This is a genomic window from Ruegeria sp. HKCCA0370, from assembly GCF_013033705.1.
Taxonomy (GTDB): domain Bacteria; phylum Pseudomonadota; class Alphaproteobacteria; order Rhodobacterales; family Rhodobacteraceae; genus Ruegeria.
Genome location: NZ_WQEP01000011.1, coordinates 43,733 through 59,769 on the forward strand (window position 1 = coordinate 43,733; position 16,037 = coordinate 59,769).

General features: G+C 59.5%; 17 protein-coding genes. 8 read left to right on the top strand and 9 right to left on the bottom strand.

Going from position 1 to position 16,037, the window contains the following annotated elements:
- Positions 1–18: 18 nt before the first annotated feature.
- The gene (gene trxA / locus GOW31_RS18910) at positions 19–933 is read right to left on the bottom strand and encodes a thioredoxin (protein WP_152459258.1); all 915 of its coding nucleotides are present in this window, start codon (positions 931–933) and stop codon (positions 19–21) included.
- A gap of 75 nt (positions 934–1,008) precedes the next feature.
- Complete coding sequence (locus GOW31_RS18915) at positions 1,009–1,797, bottom strand: exodeoxyribonuclease III (protein WP_171172246.1); 789 nt, start codon at positions 1,795–1,797, stop codon at positions 1,009–1,011.
- Between the two features lie 242 nt (positions 1,798–2,039).
- Here GOW31_RS18915 and GOW31_RS18920 point away from each other — a divergent pair, with 242 nt between their 5' ends.
- Positions 2,040–2,858 (top strand): DUF2189 domain-containing protein, encoded by an 819-nt coding sequence (locus tag GOW31_RS18920; protein WP_171172248.1) that lies wholly within the window; start codon positions 2,040–2,042, stop codon positions 2,856–2,858.
- Between the two features lie 216 nt (positions 2,859–3,074).
- Here GOW31_RS18920 and GOW31_RS18925 read toward each other — a convergent pair whose 3' ends face one another.
- Complete coding sequence (locus GOW31_RS18925; protein ID WP_117872957.1) at positions 3,075–3,761, bottom strand: response regulator transcription factor; 687 nt, start codon at positions 3,759–3,761, stop codon at positions 3,075–3,077.
- Positions 3,762–3,923: 162 nt separating this feature from the next.
- Between GOW31_RS18925 and ribA the strand changes: the two genes are divergently transcribed.
- Both ribA and GOW31_RS18935 read left to right on the top strand, forming a co-directional pair.
- Positions 3,924–5,015: a GTP cyclohydrolase II gene (ribA, locus tag GOW31_RS18930; protein WP_171172250.1), complete on the top strand. Its 1,092-nt coding sequence runs from the start codon at positions 3,924–3,926 to the stop codon at positions 5,013–5,015.
- Positions 5,012–5,512: a L,D-transpeptidase family protein gene (locus GOW31_RS18935; RefSeq protein WP_171172252.1), complete on the top strand. Its 501-nt coding sequence runs from the start codon at positions 5,012–5,014 to the stop codon at positions 5,510–5,512. Before ribA ends, GOW31_RS18935 begins: the two co-directional genes overlap by 4 nt.
- On the opposite strand, the gene GOW31_RS18940 is transcribed toward GOW31_RS18935, so the two are convergent.
- Complete coding sequence (locus GOW31_RS18940; protein ID WP_171172254.1) at positions 5,496–6,155, bottom strand: YggS family pyridoxal phosphate-dependent enzyme; 660 nt, start codon at positions 6,153–6,155, stop codon at positions 5,496–5,498. The genes GOW31_RS18935 and GOW31_RS18940 overlap by 17 nt on opposite strands.
- A gap of 101 nt (positions 6,156–6,256) precedes the next feature.
- On the bottom strand, positions 6,257–7,312 hold the full coding sequence (locus GOW31_RS18945; protein WP_171119914.1) for a porin: 1,056 nt from the start codon (positions 7,310–7,312) through the stop codon (positions 6,257–6,259).
- Between the two features lie 286 nt (positions 7,313–7,598).
- On the opposite strand from GOW31_RS18945, the gene GOW31_RS18950 reads away from it, so the two are divergent.
- From GOW31_RS18950 to holA, 4 genes are all read left to right on the top strand, one after another.
- Entirely contained in the window at positions 7,599–8,081 is a 483-nt protein-coding gene (locus GOW31_RS18950) for a DUF3576 domain-containing protein (RefSeq protein WP_171119915.1), read from the top strand.
- A gap of 72 nt (positions 8,082–8,153) precedes the next feature.
- Positions 8,154–10,886, top strand: coding sequence for a leucine--tRNA ligase (leuS, locus tag GOW31_RS18955; RefSeq protein WP_171172256.1), 2,733 nt, complete (start codon positions 8,154–8,156; stop codon positions 10,884–10,886).
- The gene (gene lptE / locus GOW31_RS18960) at positions 10,873–11,364 is read left to right on the top strand and encodes an LPS assembly lipoprotein LptE (protein WP_171172258.1); all 492 of its coding nucleotides are present in this window, start codon (positions 10,873–10,875) and stop codon (positions 11,362–11,364) included. The genes leuS and lptE overlap by 14 nt, the downstream gene beginning before the upstream one ends.
- Positions 11,361–12,389 carry a DNA polymerase III subunit delta gene (holA, locus tag GOW31_RS18965; RefSeq protein WP_171172260.1) on the top strand — a complete coding sequence of 343 codons (1,029 nt, stop codon included), beginning with the start codon at positions 11,361–11,363 and terminating at the stop codon, positions 12,387–12,389. The genes lptE and holA overlap by 4 nt, the downstream gene beginning before the upstream one ends.
- 1 nt (position 12,390) lies before the next feature.
- Here the strand turns inward: holA and GOW31_RS18970 are convergent, their stop codons facing one another.
- Positions 12,391–13,575 carry a TIGR03862 family flavoprotein gene (locus GOW31_RS18970; RefSeq protein WP_171172262.1) on the bottom strand — a complete coding sequence of 395 codons (1,185 nt, stop codon included), beginning with the start codon at positions 13,573–13,575 and terminating at the stop codon, positions 12,391–12,393.
- Positions 13,576–13,623: 48 nt separating this feature from the next.
- On the opposite strand from GOW31_RS18970, the gene GOW31_RS18975 reads away from it, so the two are divergent.
- On the top strand, positions 13,624–13,920 hold the full coding sequence (locus GOW31_RS18975) for an HNH endonuclease (protein ID WP_152459270.1): 297 nt from the start codon (positions 13,624–13,626) through the stop codon (positions 13,918–13,920).
- Here the strand turns inward: GOW31_RS18975 and GOW31_RS18980 are convergent, their stop codons facing one another.
- The 3 genes from GOW31_RS18980 to GOW31_RS18990 are packed head-to-tail and all read right to left on the bottom strand — an operon-like array spanning position 13,921 to position 16,003.
- Entirely contained in the window at positions 13,921–14,658 is a 738-nt protein-coding gene (locus tag GOW31_RS18980; RefSeq protein ID WP_171172265.1) for a VOC family protein, read from the bottom strand.
- Positions 14,655–15,263, bottom strand: coding sequence for an enoyl-CoA hydratase/isomerase family protein (locus GOW31_RS18985; protein ID WP_171172267.1), 609 nt, complete (start codon positions 15,261–15,263; stop codon positions 14,655–14,657). Before GOW31_RS18985 ends, GOW31_RS18980 begins: the two co-directional genes overlap by 4 nt.
- Complete coding sequence (locus GOW31_RS18990; protein WP_171172269.1) at positions 15,260–16,003, bottom strand: SDR family oxidoreductase; 744 nt, start codon at positions 16,001–16,003, stop codon at positions 15,260–15,262. Before GOW31_RS18990 ends, GOW31_RS18985 begins: the two co-directional genes overlap by 4 nt.
- Positions 16,004–16,037 lie beyond the last annotated feature (34 nt).

Here is a 16,037-nt window from a genome sequence, read left to right on the forward strand (position 1 = left end):
TCTAGCTCTGATGAGAGATTAGGCAAATATCATCGAACTGAGTTTGCGACGTCCGTTCAGAACAATCGGGTCATTGGGCTTGAGCGCATCGAAGATGGTGAAAAGCTGTGTCTTGGCTGCGCCTTCATTCCATTCACGATCCCGGCGGAACAGTTCCAGCAATTGTGCCACGGCTTCTTCCACATTGCCGTTCGCGTGCAGCGCCTGCGCCAGATCAAAGCGGGCTTGATGGTTGTCCGGATCCGCCTCGACAGCCGCCGTCAGCTCGGCGACGGGGCCGGCATCTGCTGCCTGCTTTGCAAGCTCCAGCTGCGCATGTGCGGCCTCCAGCTCGGCCGATGTGGAAATCTCGGCCGGAGCGCCGTTCAGGATCGCTTCTGCCTGCTCCAGATCACCGGTGGCGATATGCGCCCGCACCAGACCACCGTACGCCGCGGCGTGGTTCGGATCTTCGCCCAGAATTGCGGCAAAGGTCTGAGCCGCGTCCGCAGCCGCGCCTTCGGCAAGCATTTCCTCGGCAGCCTGCACGGCATCATCCAGTTGGCCCCCCGGGCTTTCACCACCAGCGGCTTCGATCACACGGTCGACGAAAGCCTTGATCTCGGATCCCGGCAACGCGCCTTGAAACCCGTCCACAGGCTGGCCCTTGAAAAAGGCATAGACGGTCGGGATCGACTGGATGCGCATTTGCGCGGCAATTGTCTGTGCCTCATCCACATTGATCTTGACCATCTTCACCGCGCCTTTCGCGGCTGTCACAGCCTCTTCCAGCATCGGCCCAAGGGTTTTGCACGGGCCACACCAAGGTGCCCAGAAATCAACGATCACAGGTGTTTCCTGCGAGGTTTCCACCACATCGGCCATGAAAGTGGCCTCGGTCCCGTCTTTGATCAGATCGGTTGCTGGGGCGTTTCCGCCGTTCAGAAGGTCCATGGCAATCACTCTTTCGTTCGAACTTGCGCCCTATATGCAGCCGCTTGCCGCGGAAACCAAGTGCTGAGTTGCGGATCAGACGTCGAAACTGGCAAAGACCGGAGCGTGATCGCTTGGTTTTTCCCACCCACGGGCGTCTCGCAGAATACGGCTGGAATGGCCCGCGTTCGAGATATCGGCCGTGGCCCAGATATGGTCCAGCCGGCGCCCCTTGTCCGCCGCATCCCAATCCCGGGCGCGATAGGACCACCAGCTGTAAAGCTGCCCTTCCGGGATGTCCTGACGGGTGATATCGACCCAGCCACCTGCTTCCTGTGTCTCGGCCAGATGCTCGACCTCGATGGGCGTGTGCGAGACGACCTTCAGCAGTTGTTTGTGTGACCACACATCATCCTCACGCGGAGCGATGTTCAGGTCGCCGACAAGGATGGATTTAGCCGGCTTTTCCGCACGGAACCAATCGCGCATATCAGTGAGATAGTCGAGCTTCTGGCCGAATTTCTCATTCACCTCCCGGTCCGGCACGTCGCCGCCCGCCGGGACATAGAAATTGTGGATCGTGACACCATTTTCCAACCGCCCGGCAATATGGCGGGCATGTCCGAGACCCGCGAAATCCTTGTCGCCCACCTCTTCCATCGGCAGGCGCGACAGGATGGCGACACCGTTATACCCCTTCTGCCCGCGCGCGATCATGTGGGTGTAGCCCAGTTCGGCAAACCCTTCGGTCGGGATCTTCTCAACCGGTGATTTGCACTCTTGCAGGCACAATACATCAGGGTCTTCTTCTTGCAGCAATTTCAGCACGATAGGCTCGCGCAGGCGAACGGAATTGATGTTCCATGTGGCAAGGGTGAAAGGCATGTCGGGGATTCCTTTGTCGCGATTGGCGCAGGTTAGCGTGGCACAACGCCAGTTGCCACGAGAAAAGGCGGCCCGATGCCGGGACCACAGGCCGGCAGTTAGGCGGGCGTCACATTCGTGCTTTCCCTTGCCCTGATATCTCGCCTGATGCAGACTTGTCTGCGAATGAGGAATGTCTGTTTCACCGCTGGGTCTGTTCGCGAACAGACCGGCCCGGCACCATGCTTTGGGAGGAGTGTGTCATGGCATCCGAGACCGCAGGTTCCACGCCACCGGAGAATCTGACGCCGCAGCAGCGGGACATGCCGCAGGTCAACAAGATCACGACGGATGACATCAGGGCGTCGCTGAAAGCCGGGTTTTCCGACTTTCTGGCCCGCCCTGTCCTGAGCGGCTTTTTCGGTCTGTTCTATGCAGTATTCGGAATTCTGCTGGTTTGGGCCCTGATCTGGCTTGGCCAGATCTGGATGATCATTCCCGCCATTGTCGGTTTTCCGCTGGTCGCGCCTTTCGCCGCCGCCGGGCTTTATGAAATGTCGCGCCGCTTGCAGAAAGGCGAAAGCTTTGGCTGGGCTGAAATCCTCAGCGTCATGGCCAATCAACGCAAACGCGAATTGGGCTGGATGGCCTTTGTCACACTTTTCATTTTCTGGGTGTGGATCTACCAGGTCCGGCTTTGGCTGGCGATCATCCTCCAGAGCGCATCCTTCTCGGATTTCGACGGGTTTTTGAACACCGTTTTCTTTACGCCGCAGGGTTGGATCTTCCTTGCCGTAGGCACCTGTGTCGGCGCGTTCCTATCAGCCGTGCTGTTTTCGGTGACCGTTGTCGCCATGCCCTTGCTGCTGGACCGGGAAACCAACTTCATCTCTGCCATGTTGACCTCTTTGCGCGTCGTATCCGAAAGCCCGGCGGTCATGCTCAGCTGGGCGGCGATCATCTCGGTCACGATACTGCTGTCGCTGGTTCCGGCGTTTCTGGGCCTGATCTTTACCCTTCCGATCCTTGGCCACACCACGTGGCACCTTTACCAGCGCGCCGTTGCCCCGGCGCAAGGGTGAACCGCGGCGGAGCTCACCTCCACCATTGGTCGAATATCGGTCAGTGCTGCTGTCTGCCTTCTGTGGAAACCGCCCCTCAGCAACGAAAAAAAGCCGGGCCATTCGGCCCGGCAGTCCAACAGGGAGGTACATGTCATAACCCGGACATGCACGGGTTGGGAGTAACCTAATTATGAGTGCAGAGTATCACTTTGATCCACATCAATCCACAACCAGTTAAGACACGAGCCTATATCCACCCGATTCTGTGACCAAAAGGCGCGCATTGGACGGATCGGGCTCGATCTTCTGACGCAGACGATAGATGTGGGTTTCCAGCGTGTGGGTCGTGACCCCGGCATTGTATCCCCACACTTCGTGCAACAGCACATCCCGTGCCACGACACCGTCGGTTGATCGGTACAGGAACTTGAGGATGTTGGTTTCCTTCTCGGTCAGACGGATCTTGCGGTCTTCTTCCGTGATCAGCATCTTCATCGCCGGCTTGAACGTATAGGGGCCAAGAACAAATACCGCGTCCTCGGATTGTTCGTGCTGCCGCAGCTGAGCGCGGATCCGGGCCAGCAATACCGGAAATTTGAACGGTTTGGAGACATAGTCATTCGCGCCGGCGTCCAGGCCCAGGATCGTATCGGCATCGCTGTCATGACCGGTCAGCATCAGAATCGGGCTCTTGACGCCCTGTTTGCGCATCAGGCGGCACAGTTCCCGCCCGTCGGTATCCGGCAAACCCACATCAAGAATGACCAGATCATAGATCGCTTCGCGTGCACGCTCCATCGCGGACTGGCCGTCTGACGCTTCGAAAACGTCAAAGTCTTCGGTCATGACAAGTTGCTCGCTGAGCGCCTCGCGCAGATCCTCGTCATCGTCCACCAACAGGATTTTCTTGAGTTGAGCCATTTCCCGATCCTCCAAACGCTTTTCCATCACTTGCGCGCGGAATATGCAATCAACAAGATTTGCTGCAACGGTTTCACGCCTTCGTGTCAGAGTTGGCAGAAATGTTTCACATTTCCTTTCGAAACAGCTAGGAGAAGGGCTGAGCGTTATAGGGTAACATAGATGAGCCTCATTCCCGATATCACCGAACTTCTTGCCCGGGCCCGGGCCGATCTGCGCATGGGCGTTCCAGTGGTGCTGACCGATGACAGTGGCTTTAGCGTTTTGGCGATCTCTGCGGAAACGCTCAACCCGCAGCGCCTGGCCGATCTGAAAAAGCTCGGAGACCCGGTGGTGGCCATTACCGGGCGGCGGGCCGAAACACTCAAGGCACGGGCCTATGACGGCGATCTCGCGCGCGTTTCGATTCCCGCCGATGCAGACATCACTTGGGTGCAGGCGGTTGCTGATCCCTCTGACGATCTGAACGCGCCGATGAAAGGCCCGTTGATGACCGAGCGCCACGGCAACGCCAATTTGCACCGCATCGCGATTGCGTTGGCCAAGTCCGCGCGCATTCTTCCCGCCGCGGTCGTCGTGCCGGTCGAAGACGGTCGGGCCTTTGCCGTATCGCACGGCCTGACCTGCATTGACCACACGCGCGCCGCCCCGCATCTGGCGGACCGCAGCGCCCTGCATGAGGTGGTTGCCGCGCGTCTTCCGATGGAAGTATCCGAGGCCGGCCGCCTGCATGTTTTCCGCCCCGAAGATGGCGGAGAAGAACATTACGCAGTCGAAATAGGCCGCCCGGATCGGGACAAACCAGTGCTGGCCCGATTGCATTCCGCCTGTTTCACGGGCGATCTGATGGGCAGCCTGAAATGCGACTGCGGTCCGCAATTGCGCGGCGCGCTGGCACAAATGGGGGCCGAAGGGGCTGGCGTTCTTCTGTATCTGAACCAGGAAGGGCGTGGTATCGGGCTGGCCAACAAGATGCGCGCCTATTTTCTTCAAGATCAGGGTTTTGACACGGTAGAAGCAAACCACAGGCTGGGTTTCGAGGATGATGAGCGTGACTTCCGACTCGGGTCGGATATCCTGAAATCTTTGGGTTTCAACTCGGTGCGCCTGCTGACCAACAACCCTGCCAAGATCTCGATGATGGAACGCACGGGGATCGCCGTGACCGAGCGCGTTCCTTTGAAAGTGGGTGAAACCGCGCACAACCGGGGATACCTGGCCACGAAAGCCGCGAAATCCGGGCACCTGTTGTGACCCCAGACGATCTTGTGCTCACCCCGCGTGGCGTTCGCTTTCTTGGCAGGACGTTCCCCTGTTCGGTTGGCAAAGGCGGATTGAGCAACACGAAACACGAGGGTGATGGGGCGACGCCTACCGGATGCCATCGAATCGTCGGCTTGCTCTACCGGCCCGACCGGCTGGTCGCCCCCAACTTCTGGGCAATCCCGATTGGGCCGCAGGACTTGTGGTCGGATGACGTCGAGGACAGCCACTACAATCACATGGTGCCGGCCCCTTATGCGTTCAGTCATGAAAAACTGCGCCGGGCTGATCCGCTTTACGATCTGGTCCTGTTGACCGACTGGAACTGGCCGAATGCCGTTCCCGGCAAGGGATCGGCTATTTTTCTGCACCAGTGGCGCAGGCCCGGCTACCCCACCGAGGGCTGCATTGCCTTCCGTCGGGACCATCTGCACTGGATTGCAGGGCGAATTGCCCTTGGAACGCGCCTGATCATCCCTGAGGTTTGACCCGCTCACCAAAAATGGCCGACCCGATACGAACATGGGTCGCGCCCAAGGCGATGGCCTGCTCGAAATCACCGCTCATCCCCATCGACAACCCCTCAAGCCCATTGCGTGCGGCGATCTTGGCCAAGAGGGCGAAATGCAAAGTGGGTTCTTCATCGACCGGCGGGATGCACATCAACCCGCGCACCGGAAGGTCCAGCGATCGGCATTCCGCGATAAACCCGTCCGCGTCCGCAGGAAGAACGCCTGCCTTCTGCGCTTCTTCACCCGTATTGACCTGAATGAAAAGGTCGGGGCAGTATCCCACCTCTTGCGCCAGCCGCGCCAGGGTTTTGGCCAGTTTGGGGCGGTCGACCGAATGGATCGCATTGCACAGTTCCATCGCCTGCCTGGCCTTATTGGTCTGCAACGGGCCGATGAGATGCAGATCGACGGCATCGAATTGCTCTTTGAAAGCGGGCCATTTGCTGGCCGCCTCCTGTACGCGATTCTCACCAAAACACCTGTGGCCCTGCTCCAGCACCGCCTGAACCCGCTCATTCGGTTGTACTTTGGATACAGCGATCAGTTTGACGGAACCGGCAGGGCGGTCCGATCTGGCTTCGGAATTTGCAATGCGTGAGGTGATTTCTTGCAACGACATGGGGCCCTCAATCTGTCTTTGGCGCAGAAAAACACCAAGTCGGCGCAAAAGAAAAGGGCGAGTCCGAAGACCCGCCCTTAAACCTTACGGTTCAGATCAGCTTAGAAGTTGAACTGAGCACCGAAGTCAGCCTTGATGGTCGAGTCTGCGCAAGAGTCACAGTCGTTTACACCCAGACCACCGCGCAGCGATGCACCGCCACCCAGGTCGTAGATCGCACCGATAGCAACCTGCTGAGTGTCAGCAGAAGCGTTACCGTCACCGTAGGTGAACAGCAGGGTGGTTGCAGCGCCCAAGTTGTAGGCAGCCGACAGACCCCATGCAGTACCGTCGGTCGAAGCAACTTGGGTTGCGTCGTCCGCGACAAACAGAGTACCCGAGAAGTCACCCCATTCGCCACCCAGGGTCAGAACGGTCAGGCTCGGATCGCTTACACCGGCAACACCCGCGTCGGTCTGACCATAGGCCACAGCAGCAGTGATGTTGTTGAAGGTGTAGGTTGCGCTGATGTCCCAGCGGTCTGCGTCAACGGTGGTCGAAGTTGTACCACCAGCTCCGATAACGGTAGCCTGTGCTTGGTCATACGATGCGCCAAACGAGAAGTCGCCTACGGAGTACTGGAAGAACACAGCGTTCGCACCCGAACCGGTCGACGAGTACGCCAGGAAGTTATAGTTAACGCCCGAGTACTGACCAGCGAACAGTTCCAGACCTACTTCGTTGCCGTAGTAGTTTGCCAGGTTGTCAAAGGCACCTGCGACGTTGCCCGCGTCAACACGCAGACCACCGTAGATGACCGAGAAGCGCGCGCCGTTCAGGCCGGCCGAGTTTGCTTCACCGTTGCTGGCGTCTTCGTCGGCCTGCAGACGAACACGGCCTTCAAAACGTACGCCGCCGTCGGTTTCTGCGATACCGTCGATGTTCAGACGGAAGCGCGACACCAGAATGACGTCGTCGGTTTGAGCGGTCGAGCTTGCCAGGACGTCGTCGGCTGTCCCGTTCAGGCCATCTGCGCCAGGGCCACGTACGATGGTGGTTTCGCTACGATCTTCAGTGTAGCCAATACCAAAACGGCCATAACCGCTGAAGTTAACTTCAGCTGCTGCAACGCCTGCGGTCGCGATCAGCGCCGTCGATGCGAAGAGAACTTTTTTCATCTTGTTTCCCTCGGTTTCATTCAAAAGAGTTATCTACTCGACACATGCCTCGGCATATGTCTCAGCACGGACACCGTTTCGCTCTTTTTGCCCCTGTTGCGCAAGCTTGGCATAAACCCGGTCACGTCATTGGGGTCAGATTGGTGCAAGGATGCCACAGTTCGTTTTTGCCCGGATCAGGCTGACACGCTTACATTTCAGAAGAATAGGCTTGTTGCAGCGAGGGTCCTTGGCTAGGAGTATGCCCTGAATACTGCACAACAAGTGAAAACAGGACCTGCTGACAATGCGCCTGCCTACGATTTTGGGATTAATCATGCTGACCACCACTATTGCGGCATGCGGGCAGAATCGAAGCACTTCGACATATTCCGCCAATCCCGCCAGCGGTAATTCCGATGAACGCGAGTTGAACGATCCTGAACGTTCGACGCTGTGGGACATTTTCGACCGCAGCACGGCCGAGCAGACCACCAATGTAAACCGGTACTTGTGGGCAGCTTCACTGGACATTTTGAACTTCTTGCCTGTGCAGGAGGTCGATCCGTTTACCGGAGTGATCGTAACGGGTTACGGCACTCCTCCGGGCGGAGGACGGTCATACAGGGCGACCGTACACATCAGTGATCCGGCGCTTGCGGCCCGGTCTTTGTCCGTTGCCCTGCAATCCAGCGGCGGCGCCCCGGTAAGCGCGGCAACAACCCGTGCTGTAGAGGATGCGATTCTGTCCCGCGCGCGTCAGCTGCGCATCGCGGACAACAAGTTCTAGCACTCCGCCGAAAATCACACTAATACCACGCCGGGTTCCTACCCGGCGTTTTCATTCACGAAGGACCGCACAATGTCGCGCTATTCGGCCACCGAAATCGAAGCAAAATGGCAAGAAGCCTGGGACAAGGCAGGAATCTTCACCGCCAACCACAAGGCGGACAAGCCGAAATACTATGTGCTTGAGATGTTCCCCTACCCGTCCGGCCGAATCCATATGGGGCATGTGCGCAACTATACGATGGGCGACGTCATCGCGCGGCACAAGCTGGCCACCGGGCACAATGTTCTGCACCCCATGGGCTGGGACGCGTTCGGGATGCCGGCGGAAAACGCTGCCATGGCGATCGGCGGCCACCCCAAAGAGTGGACTTACGGCAATATCGCCGACATGCGCGCCCAGATGAAGCCACTGGGCCTGTCGATCGACTGGTCCCGTGAATTCGCCACATGTGATCCGGAGTACTACGGCCAGCAGCAGGCGCTGTTCCTCGACATGCTCGAGGCCGGGCTGGTCTATCGCAAGAATGCCGTGGTCAACTGGGATCCGGTCGACATGACCGTTCTGGCCAATGAACAGGTGGAAAACGGGCGCGGCTGGCGCTCGGGTGCGCTGGTGGAACGGCGCGAGCTGACGCAGTGGTTCTTCAAGATCTCGGATTATTCCGAAGAACTGCTGAACGCTCTGGACACGCTGGAAAACTGGCCCGCCAAGGTTCGACTGATGCAGGAAAACTGGATCGGCAAGTCGCGCGGCCTGCAATTCGGGTTCGAGCGCACCGATGGTGGGGAACCGATCACTGTCTACACGACGCGCCCCGACACGCTGCTGGGCGCATCCTTCGTGGGGATCTCGCCCGATCACCCGATCGCCAAACAGCTTGAGGCCGAGAACCCGGAGGTCGCTGAATTCGTTGCCGAATGCCGCAAGGGCGGCACCACGGAAGAAGCCATCGAAACCGGCGAGAAGCTGGGTTTCGACACCGGCATCCGCGTCAAGCATCCGCTGGACCCGAACTGGGAACTGCCGGTCTGGATCGCCAATTTCATCCTGATGGATTATGGCACCGGCGCGATCTTTGCCTGCCCGGCCCATGACCAGCGCGACCTTGATTTCTGCCGCAAATACGATCTGCCGGTGATCGATACGTTCTTTGCGCTGGACGACGACACGCCGGTCGACAAGATCGCCTTTGTCCCGCCAAAGACCGAGAAAGTCCGCTGGGTGAACCATTTCGCGGGCCTGACCGAAGCAACCGGCGAAGAGGCGATCAACACCACCATCGATTTCGCCGAAAAAGCCGGTTGGGGCGAAGGGGTCACGAAATATCGCCTGCGCGACTGGGGCCTCAGCCGCCAGCGCTATTGGGGTTGTCCGATTCCAGTCGTTCACTGCGAAAGCTGTGGCGTGGTCCCTGAAAAGAAAGAGAACCTTCCGGTTCGCCTGCCCGATGATGTCACCTTCGACAAACCGGGCAACCCGCTGGACCGCCACCCGACCTGGCGCGACTGCGCTTGCCCGAATTGTGGCGCCCCAGCCAAGCGCGAGACCGACACGATGGACACATTCGTGGATTCGTCATGGTATTTCGCCCGTTTCACCGCTCCGCGCGCGGAAACGCCCACCGATCTGGCCGAGGCGGAATACTGGATGAATGTCGACCAGTATATCGGCGGTATCGAACACGCGATTCTGCATCTGCTGTATTCGCGGTTCTTCGCCCGCGCGATGAACATCACCGGGCATTTGCCGGACAAAGCCATCGAACCCTTCGACGCGCTGTTCACCCAAGGCATGGTGACGCACGAGATGTATGCAAGCCGGGAAGTGGTGGAAGTCGCTGGAGAACGGTACGACGAACATGAGCAACAAGTAATCAAAGCTGGACGAACTTGGCGGCCAGTATTCTTCTTTCCCGAAGAAGTTGTGCGGTTTCAGTGGAATGGCACTGAGAAAGCACTTCTGAAGAGTTTTGTCGAAGAAAACGGTGTGTCGGCGGGCAACCCCGAGGAATTGGAAAACCTTTGGCAAAAAGAAAAGGAGTTCAGCCGAACCGAAGCAGCAAACAGTGTCGGTTATGTTGAAAGAAACCCTGACGTTCTCCCATCGGCCAAAATGTCAAAGTCCAAGAAGAACGTTGTCGACCCGGTCAGCATCATCTCGGCCTTCGGCGCCGACACAGCCCGCTGGTTCGTGCTGTCCGATTCGCCGCCCGAACGGGACGTGGAATGGACGGCTGCGGGGGCCGAGGCCGCGTACAAGCACCTCAACCGTGTCTGGACTCTCTGCGACAAGATCGGTGCCATGGACCCGAACGCCACGGGCGAAGGCGATGAGGAGCTGCTGCGCGAGATGCACAAAACCATCCGCGACGTGACATTGGGTGTTGAAAGCTTTGGCTTCAACGCGGCCATCGCCAAGCTTTATGCCTTCACCAACACCCTGGCGAAATCCAAGGCAGGTGCTGCGGCCCAAAAGCAGGCCATCAAAACGCTGGCACAGCTGATGTCGCCGATGACACCGCATCTGGCGGAAGATATTTGGGCCCATCAGGGCGGCGAAGGCCTTGTGGCCGTTGCGCCATGGCCCGTCTCCGACGAGGCGATGCTGGTCGATGACACCGTCACCATGCCGATTCAGATCAACGGCAAGCGTCGCGCGGAAATCAGCGTGGCCAAAGATCTGGACAAAGCCGAGGTTGAAAAAATCGCGCTCAGCACCGAAGCTGTCCAAAAGGCGCTGGAAGGGAATGCGCCGAAGAAAGTAATCGTCGTTCCGGGCCGGATTGTGAATGTCGTCGTTTGATCGCAGAACCTTTTTGCTGATGCCGCTGGCGCTGGCCGCCTGCGGCTTTGAGCCCGTCTATGCGCCCGGCGGATCGGGTTCGGCCTTGTATGGCCGTGTCGAGGTGTCGGCCCCCAACACCGTGGAAAGCTATTTGCTGGTCCAAAATCTGGAACAGCAACTGGGGCGAAGCGCCGGATCGGTCAACGACTACAAGCTGGATGTTCAGGTTTCGACCGTAACGCGTGGCGCAGCAATCACTACCACGAACGAAACGCAACGCTACACCATCGACGGACGCGCGCAATACGCGCTGCGGTCCAACGCAACCGGTCAGATCATCGCCTCGGGCTCGGTGGCGGATTTTGTGTCATATTCCGCCGCAGGATCGACCGTTTCCACCTTGGCGGATGAGCGCGATGCCAAGAGACGGCTGATGATGATACTGTCGGGTCAGATCATGAACCGCCTTTACGCCACACCGGACCTGGCCGCATGAAGCTGAGCCCGCGCGAGGCTGAGGGGTATTTTGCCAAGCCGGACGCGGACAAGACCGGGCTGCTTATATATGGCGCGGATGCGATGCGGGTTGCGCTCAAGCGGCAACAGGTGCTGGCCGCTCTGCTTGGCCCCGAAGCCGAAGAAGAAATGCGCCTGACCCGCATGCCCGGTGGCGATCTGCGTGGTGATCCCGCTTTGTTGCTGGACGCGGTCAAGGCGGTCGGCTTCTTTCCCGGCCCACGTGCCGTTTTCGTAGAAGACGCAACCGAAACCGCAGCGCCTGCAATTCTGGCCGCGCTCGAAGACTGGGCCCCCGGAGACGCCCAGATCATCGTAACCGCAGGGCAATTGAAACCCAGCTCGAAAATCCGCAAGGTGTTCGAAGGCCACCCTGCCGCCTATGCCGTCGGCATTTATGACGACCCGCCCTCACGCGCCGAAGTGGAACGGGTTCTTGCCGAGTCGGGTATGAAAAACGTGCCCCGAGATGTCATGTCTGCAATCAGCGAATTGGCCGTCAGCCTCAGCCCCGGTGATTTCGCGCAAACGGTTGAAAAACTGTCTCTTTACAAGCGTGATGACAGCTCTGACTTGACAGTCGAAGATATCGAGGCCTGCGCTCCGCGCTCGACCGAGGCGGCGCTGGATGACGTTCTCAACGTCGTGGCCGAAGGCCGCGCGGGTGAGATCGGGCCGCTGATCCGGAGGTTGCAGGCGCAAGGCACCAATGGCGTGACACTGTGCATCGGGGCGACGCGGCATTTTCGGACACTCTATGCCTGCGCGTCCGATCCCGGTGGTGCTGCGCAGGGCATCGGCAAGCTGCGTCCGCCGGTTTACGGCAAACGGCGTGACCGTATCCTGCGGCAGGCACAAGGTTGGGGGGCGGCCAAGCTGCAAACCGCGCTGACGGTTCTGACCGATACGGATTTGGCACTGCGGTCGGCCGGGCAGACGGCCCCTGCAATGGCGCTGGTGGAACGCGCGATGATCCGTTTGGCGATGTTGGCGCGATCCCGCTAGGTCACTCAGCCTTTTCCAGCCAGTCGGCGGCAGACCGACCGGCCCAGCGCCCGGTCGCCAGGCAAGCCGTGAGCAGATAGCCCCCGGTCGGGGCTTCCCAATCCAGCATTTCCCCAGCGCAGAACACACCCGGCAGGGCCGTCAGCATCAGCCCACCATCCAGCGCTGTCCGTTTGACACCACCTGCGGTCGAAATGGCTTCGTCCATCGGGCGAAGGCCGGCATGCCGGATAGGCAGCTTTTTCAACATGCTCACCTGCACGGATTGAGGGTGGCCGCCGCGTTTTGCCATTTCATGAAACAGGGCGATTTTCTGAGCAGACAGGTTCAGCGATTTCCTCATCCACTGGGACAGCGTTGTTTTCGACCGTTTCGCGGACAACCGCGCCAGCAGAGCCTGTTGGTCCAGATCAGGCGTCAGATCAGCAAACAATGGCTGCCCCGCGCGCAAGGCCGGTGTCAGCGTATACAGCCCTCCGCCTTCCAGACCGGTTCTGGAAATCGCAGCCTCTCCTCGGCTTTTCAAATCGCCTGCCATCCATCGGATCGATTTCAATGCGGCCCCGAAATGGGGCTGCATATGTGGGCTCCAATCAACGGAAATGGCTGAGTTTGCGGGTTCAAAGGGTGCCAAAGCCACGTCTTTTCCGGCCAATATCTGCGCCCAGTGACCGTCCGAGCCAAGGCGGGCCCAGCTTGCACCTCCCAGTGCCAGCACGGTGACATCCGTCGAAACACTGCGCCGCCCGTCCGGAGTGTCGAACACCGGCGCATCACTTTCCCAGCCGGCCCAACGCCAGCGGGTCCTGATCTCGACCCCGGCCTTGTCCAATCGTGCCAACCAGGCCCGCAACAAGGGCGAGGCCTTCATTGCTTCGGGAAACACGCGCCCCGTCGAGCCGACAAACAGCGTCTGCCCCAACCCGCGCGCCCAGTGCTGAACAGCTTCGGCATCAAAGTCAGACATGATCGGACGCAACCAATCCGCCGCTTCACCATAGGTGCGGATCAGGTCATCAAGCGGCTCGTCCTTGGTCAGGTTCAGCCCCGATTTCCCGGCCATCAGGAACTTGCGCGCGACCGAAGGTTTGGCCTCGGCCACCAACACGGAATGCCCGGCTGCGGCCAGCTGTTCTGCCGCCATCAACCCGGCGGGGCCTGCTCCGATCACCACTGCCTGCGCCATTCGCACCCTCTTGCCTTCGCCCGTCACAGGCGCAAGTTTCACATCATCATGACGAACAGCGATCCGATCTGCCCGCTTTGCGGCCGCCCGATCCCCAACGGGGGTGGCAGCCTGCATCATCTGATCCCAAAACTCAAAGGAGGCAAGGGCGGACCTACCGTTCTGCTGCATCAGATCTGCCACAAAGAGGTGCACGCCACCCTGACCGAAGCCGAACTGGCACGCAGTTTCAACACAGTCGAGGCCCTGCGTGCGCATCCTAGGCTCGAGAAATTTTTGACTTGGGTCCGCAAACGTCCACCCGGGTTTCGTTCGAAAGTTCCGGGCAAGCGGCGCGGGCGCTGATCAACCTGGCAGGATCTGGTCGCCGACAATATCTGTGAGAGGTTCGGACAGGCCTTCGATCTCGATACCCCGAAAGTCCGGTACATGGGCGAATTGTGCGCCCGCAACATGTTGGAATTCCAACGTCGTATAGGCGCGTTTCCACAGCCATTCGCGGTTTTCAACAGCCCAAAGGTCAGGATTGGGCGGGGTTTCGTCGGTAAAGGCATAGAAATGCAGGTCAAAGCCGTAAGGGGCGACCTCCTGCATCGACAGCAACGACATGCCCCGGGCGCGCCAGAATGCGTCTTCGGCGGCAATATCGCCGGTTCGAAGGGTAATCTGACCGATCCGAGCCTGCGCAAAAGGCGCGTCGGGGTCCGCTGCATACGGCGGCCGGTTGCCTTCGAAATCATGTTGCAGCAGTTCGATGACGAATCCTTCGGGATCCGCAAGATGGCACATGTAGCCGATGTCCAGAAACTGGATCGGCGTGCTAACTGGAACGTCGAACCTGCGGAGATGAGCCGCAGCAAGATCGACATCCGGCACGGTGATTCCTATCTTCCAGTAGCGCTGCCCCTTGTCGTGGGTGTACCCTCCTCCACCCGGCAGCAACAAAATATCTGCGTCTGCACTGTCATAGCCGACACGGTAGCCGGTTTCTGCTGGGCCGACGGACATGCCCAGAATGTCGCGATAAAACGCGGCCAGCCGATCCGGGTCGGCGACCCGCAGGCGCAGTGCAGACAGCCTCATGAGCACAACCTTGCGATTCCCGCCGCGATCTCGGGGTCGGCGTTCACGCTGTCGGCCACCAGATCGCGTGCGGTTTGCATCAGGTGATCGGGATCCACAATTCGGTCCACGAGGCCAAATTCATACGCCTCCTGCGCGGTGATTTTCTGACCCGCCACAAGGATCAACTTGGCCCTTGCCGGTCCGACCAGAGCCGCCAGCCGCGCGGAGTCGGACGGTTGTGGCAGAAACCCCAGCTTCATCACCGGATAGAAGAACTTGGCCGATGGCACGGCAATGCGCAGATCGCAGGCCAGTGCCATACCGTTGGCCCCGCCTGCCAAAGTGCCGTTCAGTGCGGCAACGGTCAGACAGGGCAACGCGGCAATGGCACCGGACAGCCTTTCCCAGACATCCGATTTGGCCAGACCGGCGCGCGCTTCGTCCAGATCTGCCCCAGCGCTGAACACTTTGCCCGCGCCGGTCAGGATCAACGCCTTGGCCTCTGTCGCGGATTCGGCGATCTCGGCCAGTTCCGCGAGCATGGCCCCGGTCAGGGCGTTCGCCTTGCCGGGATTGTTGATCGTGACGGTCCACAGGCCGTCCTCTTTGGTCAAATCGATCATATCAGCCCGGCCCGTTTGCGGATGTCTTCAAGCCGCAGCGAAATTTCAGTGCCAAGAAACTCATCGGCATCATCCGAGCACATCCACAACAGCGCCCGTGCGGGCCAGTCCGCAGGGATATGCACATCCCAGTCCAGCTGACTGACGGGATTTATGCCGCTGGCCTTGATCGACCGCTGCATATCGGTGGCCACCGTCCCCGGTGACAGGCCCATGGCGCGAATACCATTATGGGCTTCTTCCATATGCAGACATTCCGTGAGCATCTTGGCCCCGGCCTTCGAGGCGCAATAGTGGCTCCAGGCTTCGACCGGGTTCGATGCAGCACCGGACGAGATCGTCAGAATGCTCCCCCCTCCCGCAGCCCGCATCACCGGCAACGCCGCGCGCATCCCGTAGAAAATACCTTTCAGGTTGATGTCGATGGCCTTGCTCCACGCCTCGGTGTCAGCATTCGAGAGATGAAAAATCGGATCGATCACACCCGCGTTGCCGATCAGAACATCCAACCCACCGAACCGGTCCACGCATGTGGCCACGGCTTGTTCCACCTGCGCGAAATCGCTGACGTCACAGGCCAATGCGATGGCCTGATCGCCCAATGCGGCCGCCAGAGCGTCAATCTGGTCCTTGCTGCGAGCCACCAATGCGACATTGGCGCCGGCTGCGGCAAAAACGCGCCCTGCCTCGGCCCCAATTCCTCGGCTGGCCCCGGTTATGAGAACAGTTTTTCCCTGCATTTGCCCTTCCTCACGTATTGCAATCTCTGTCGGC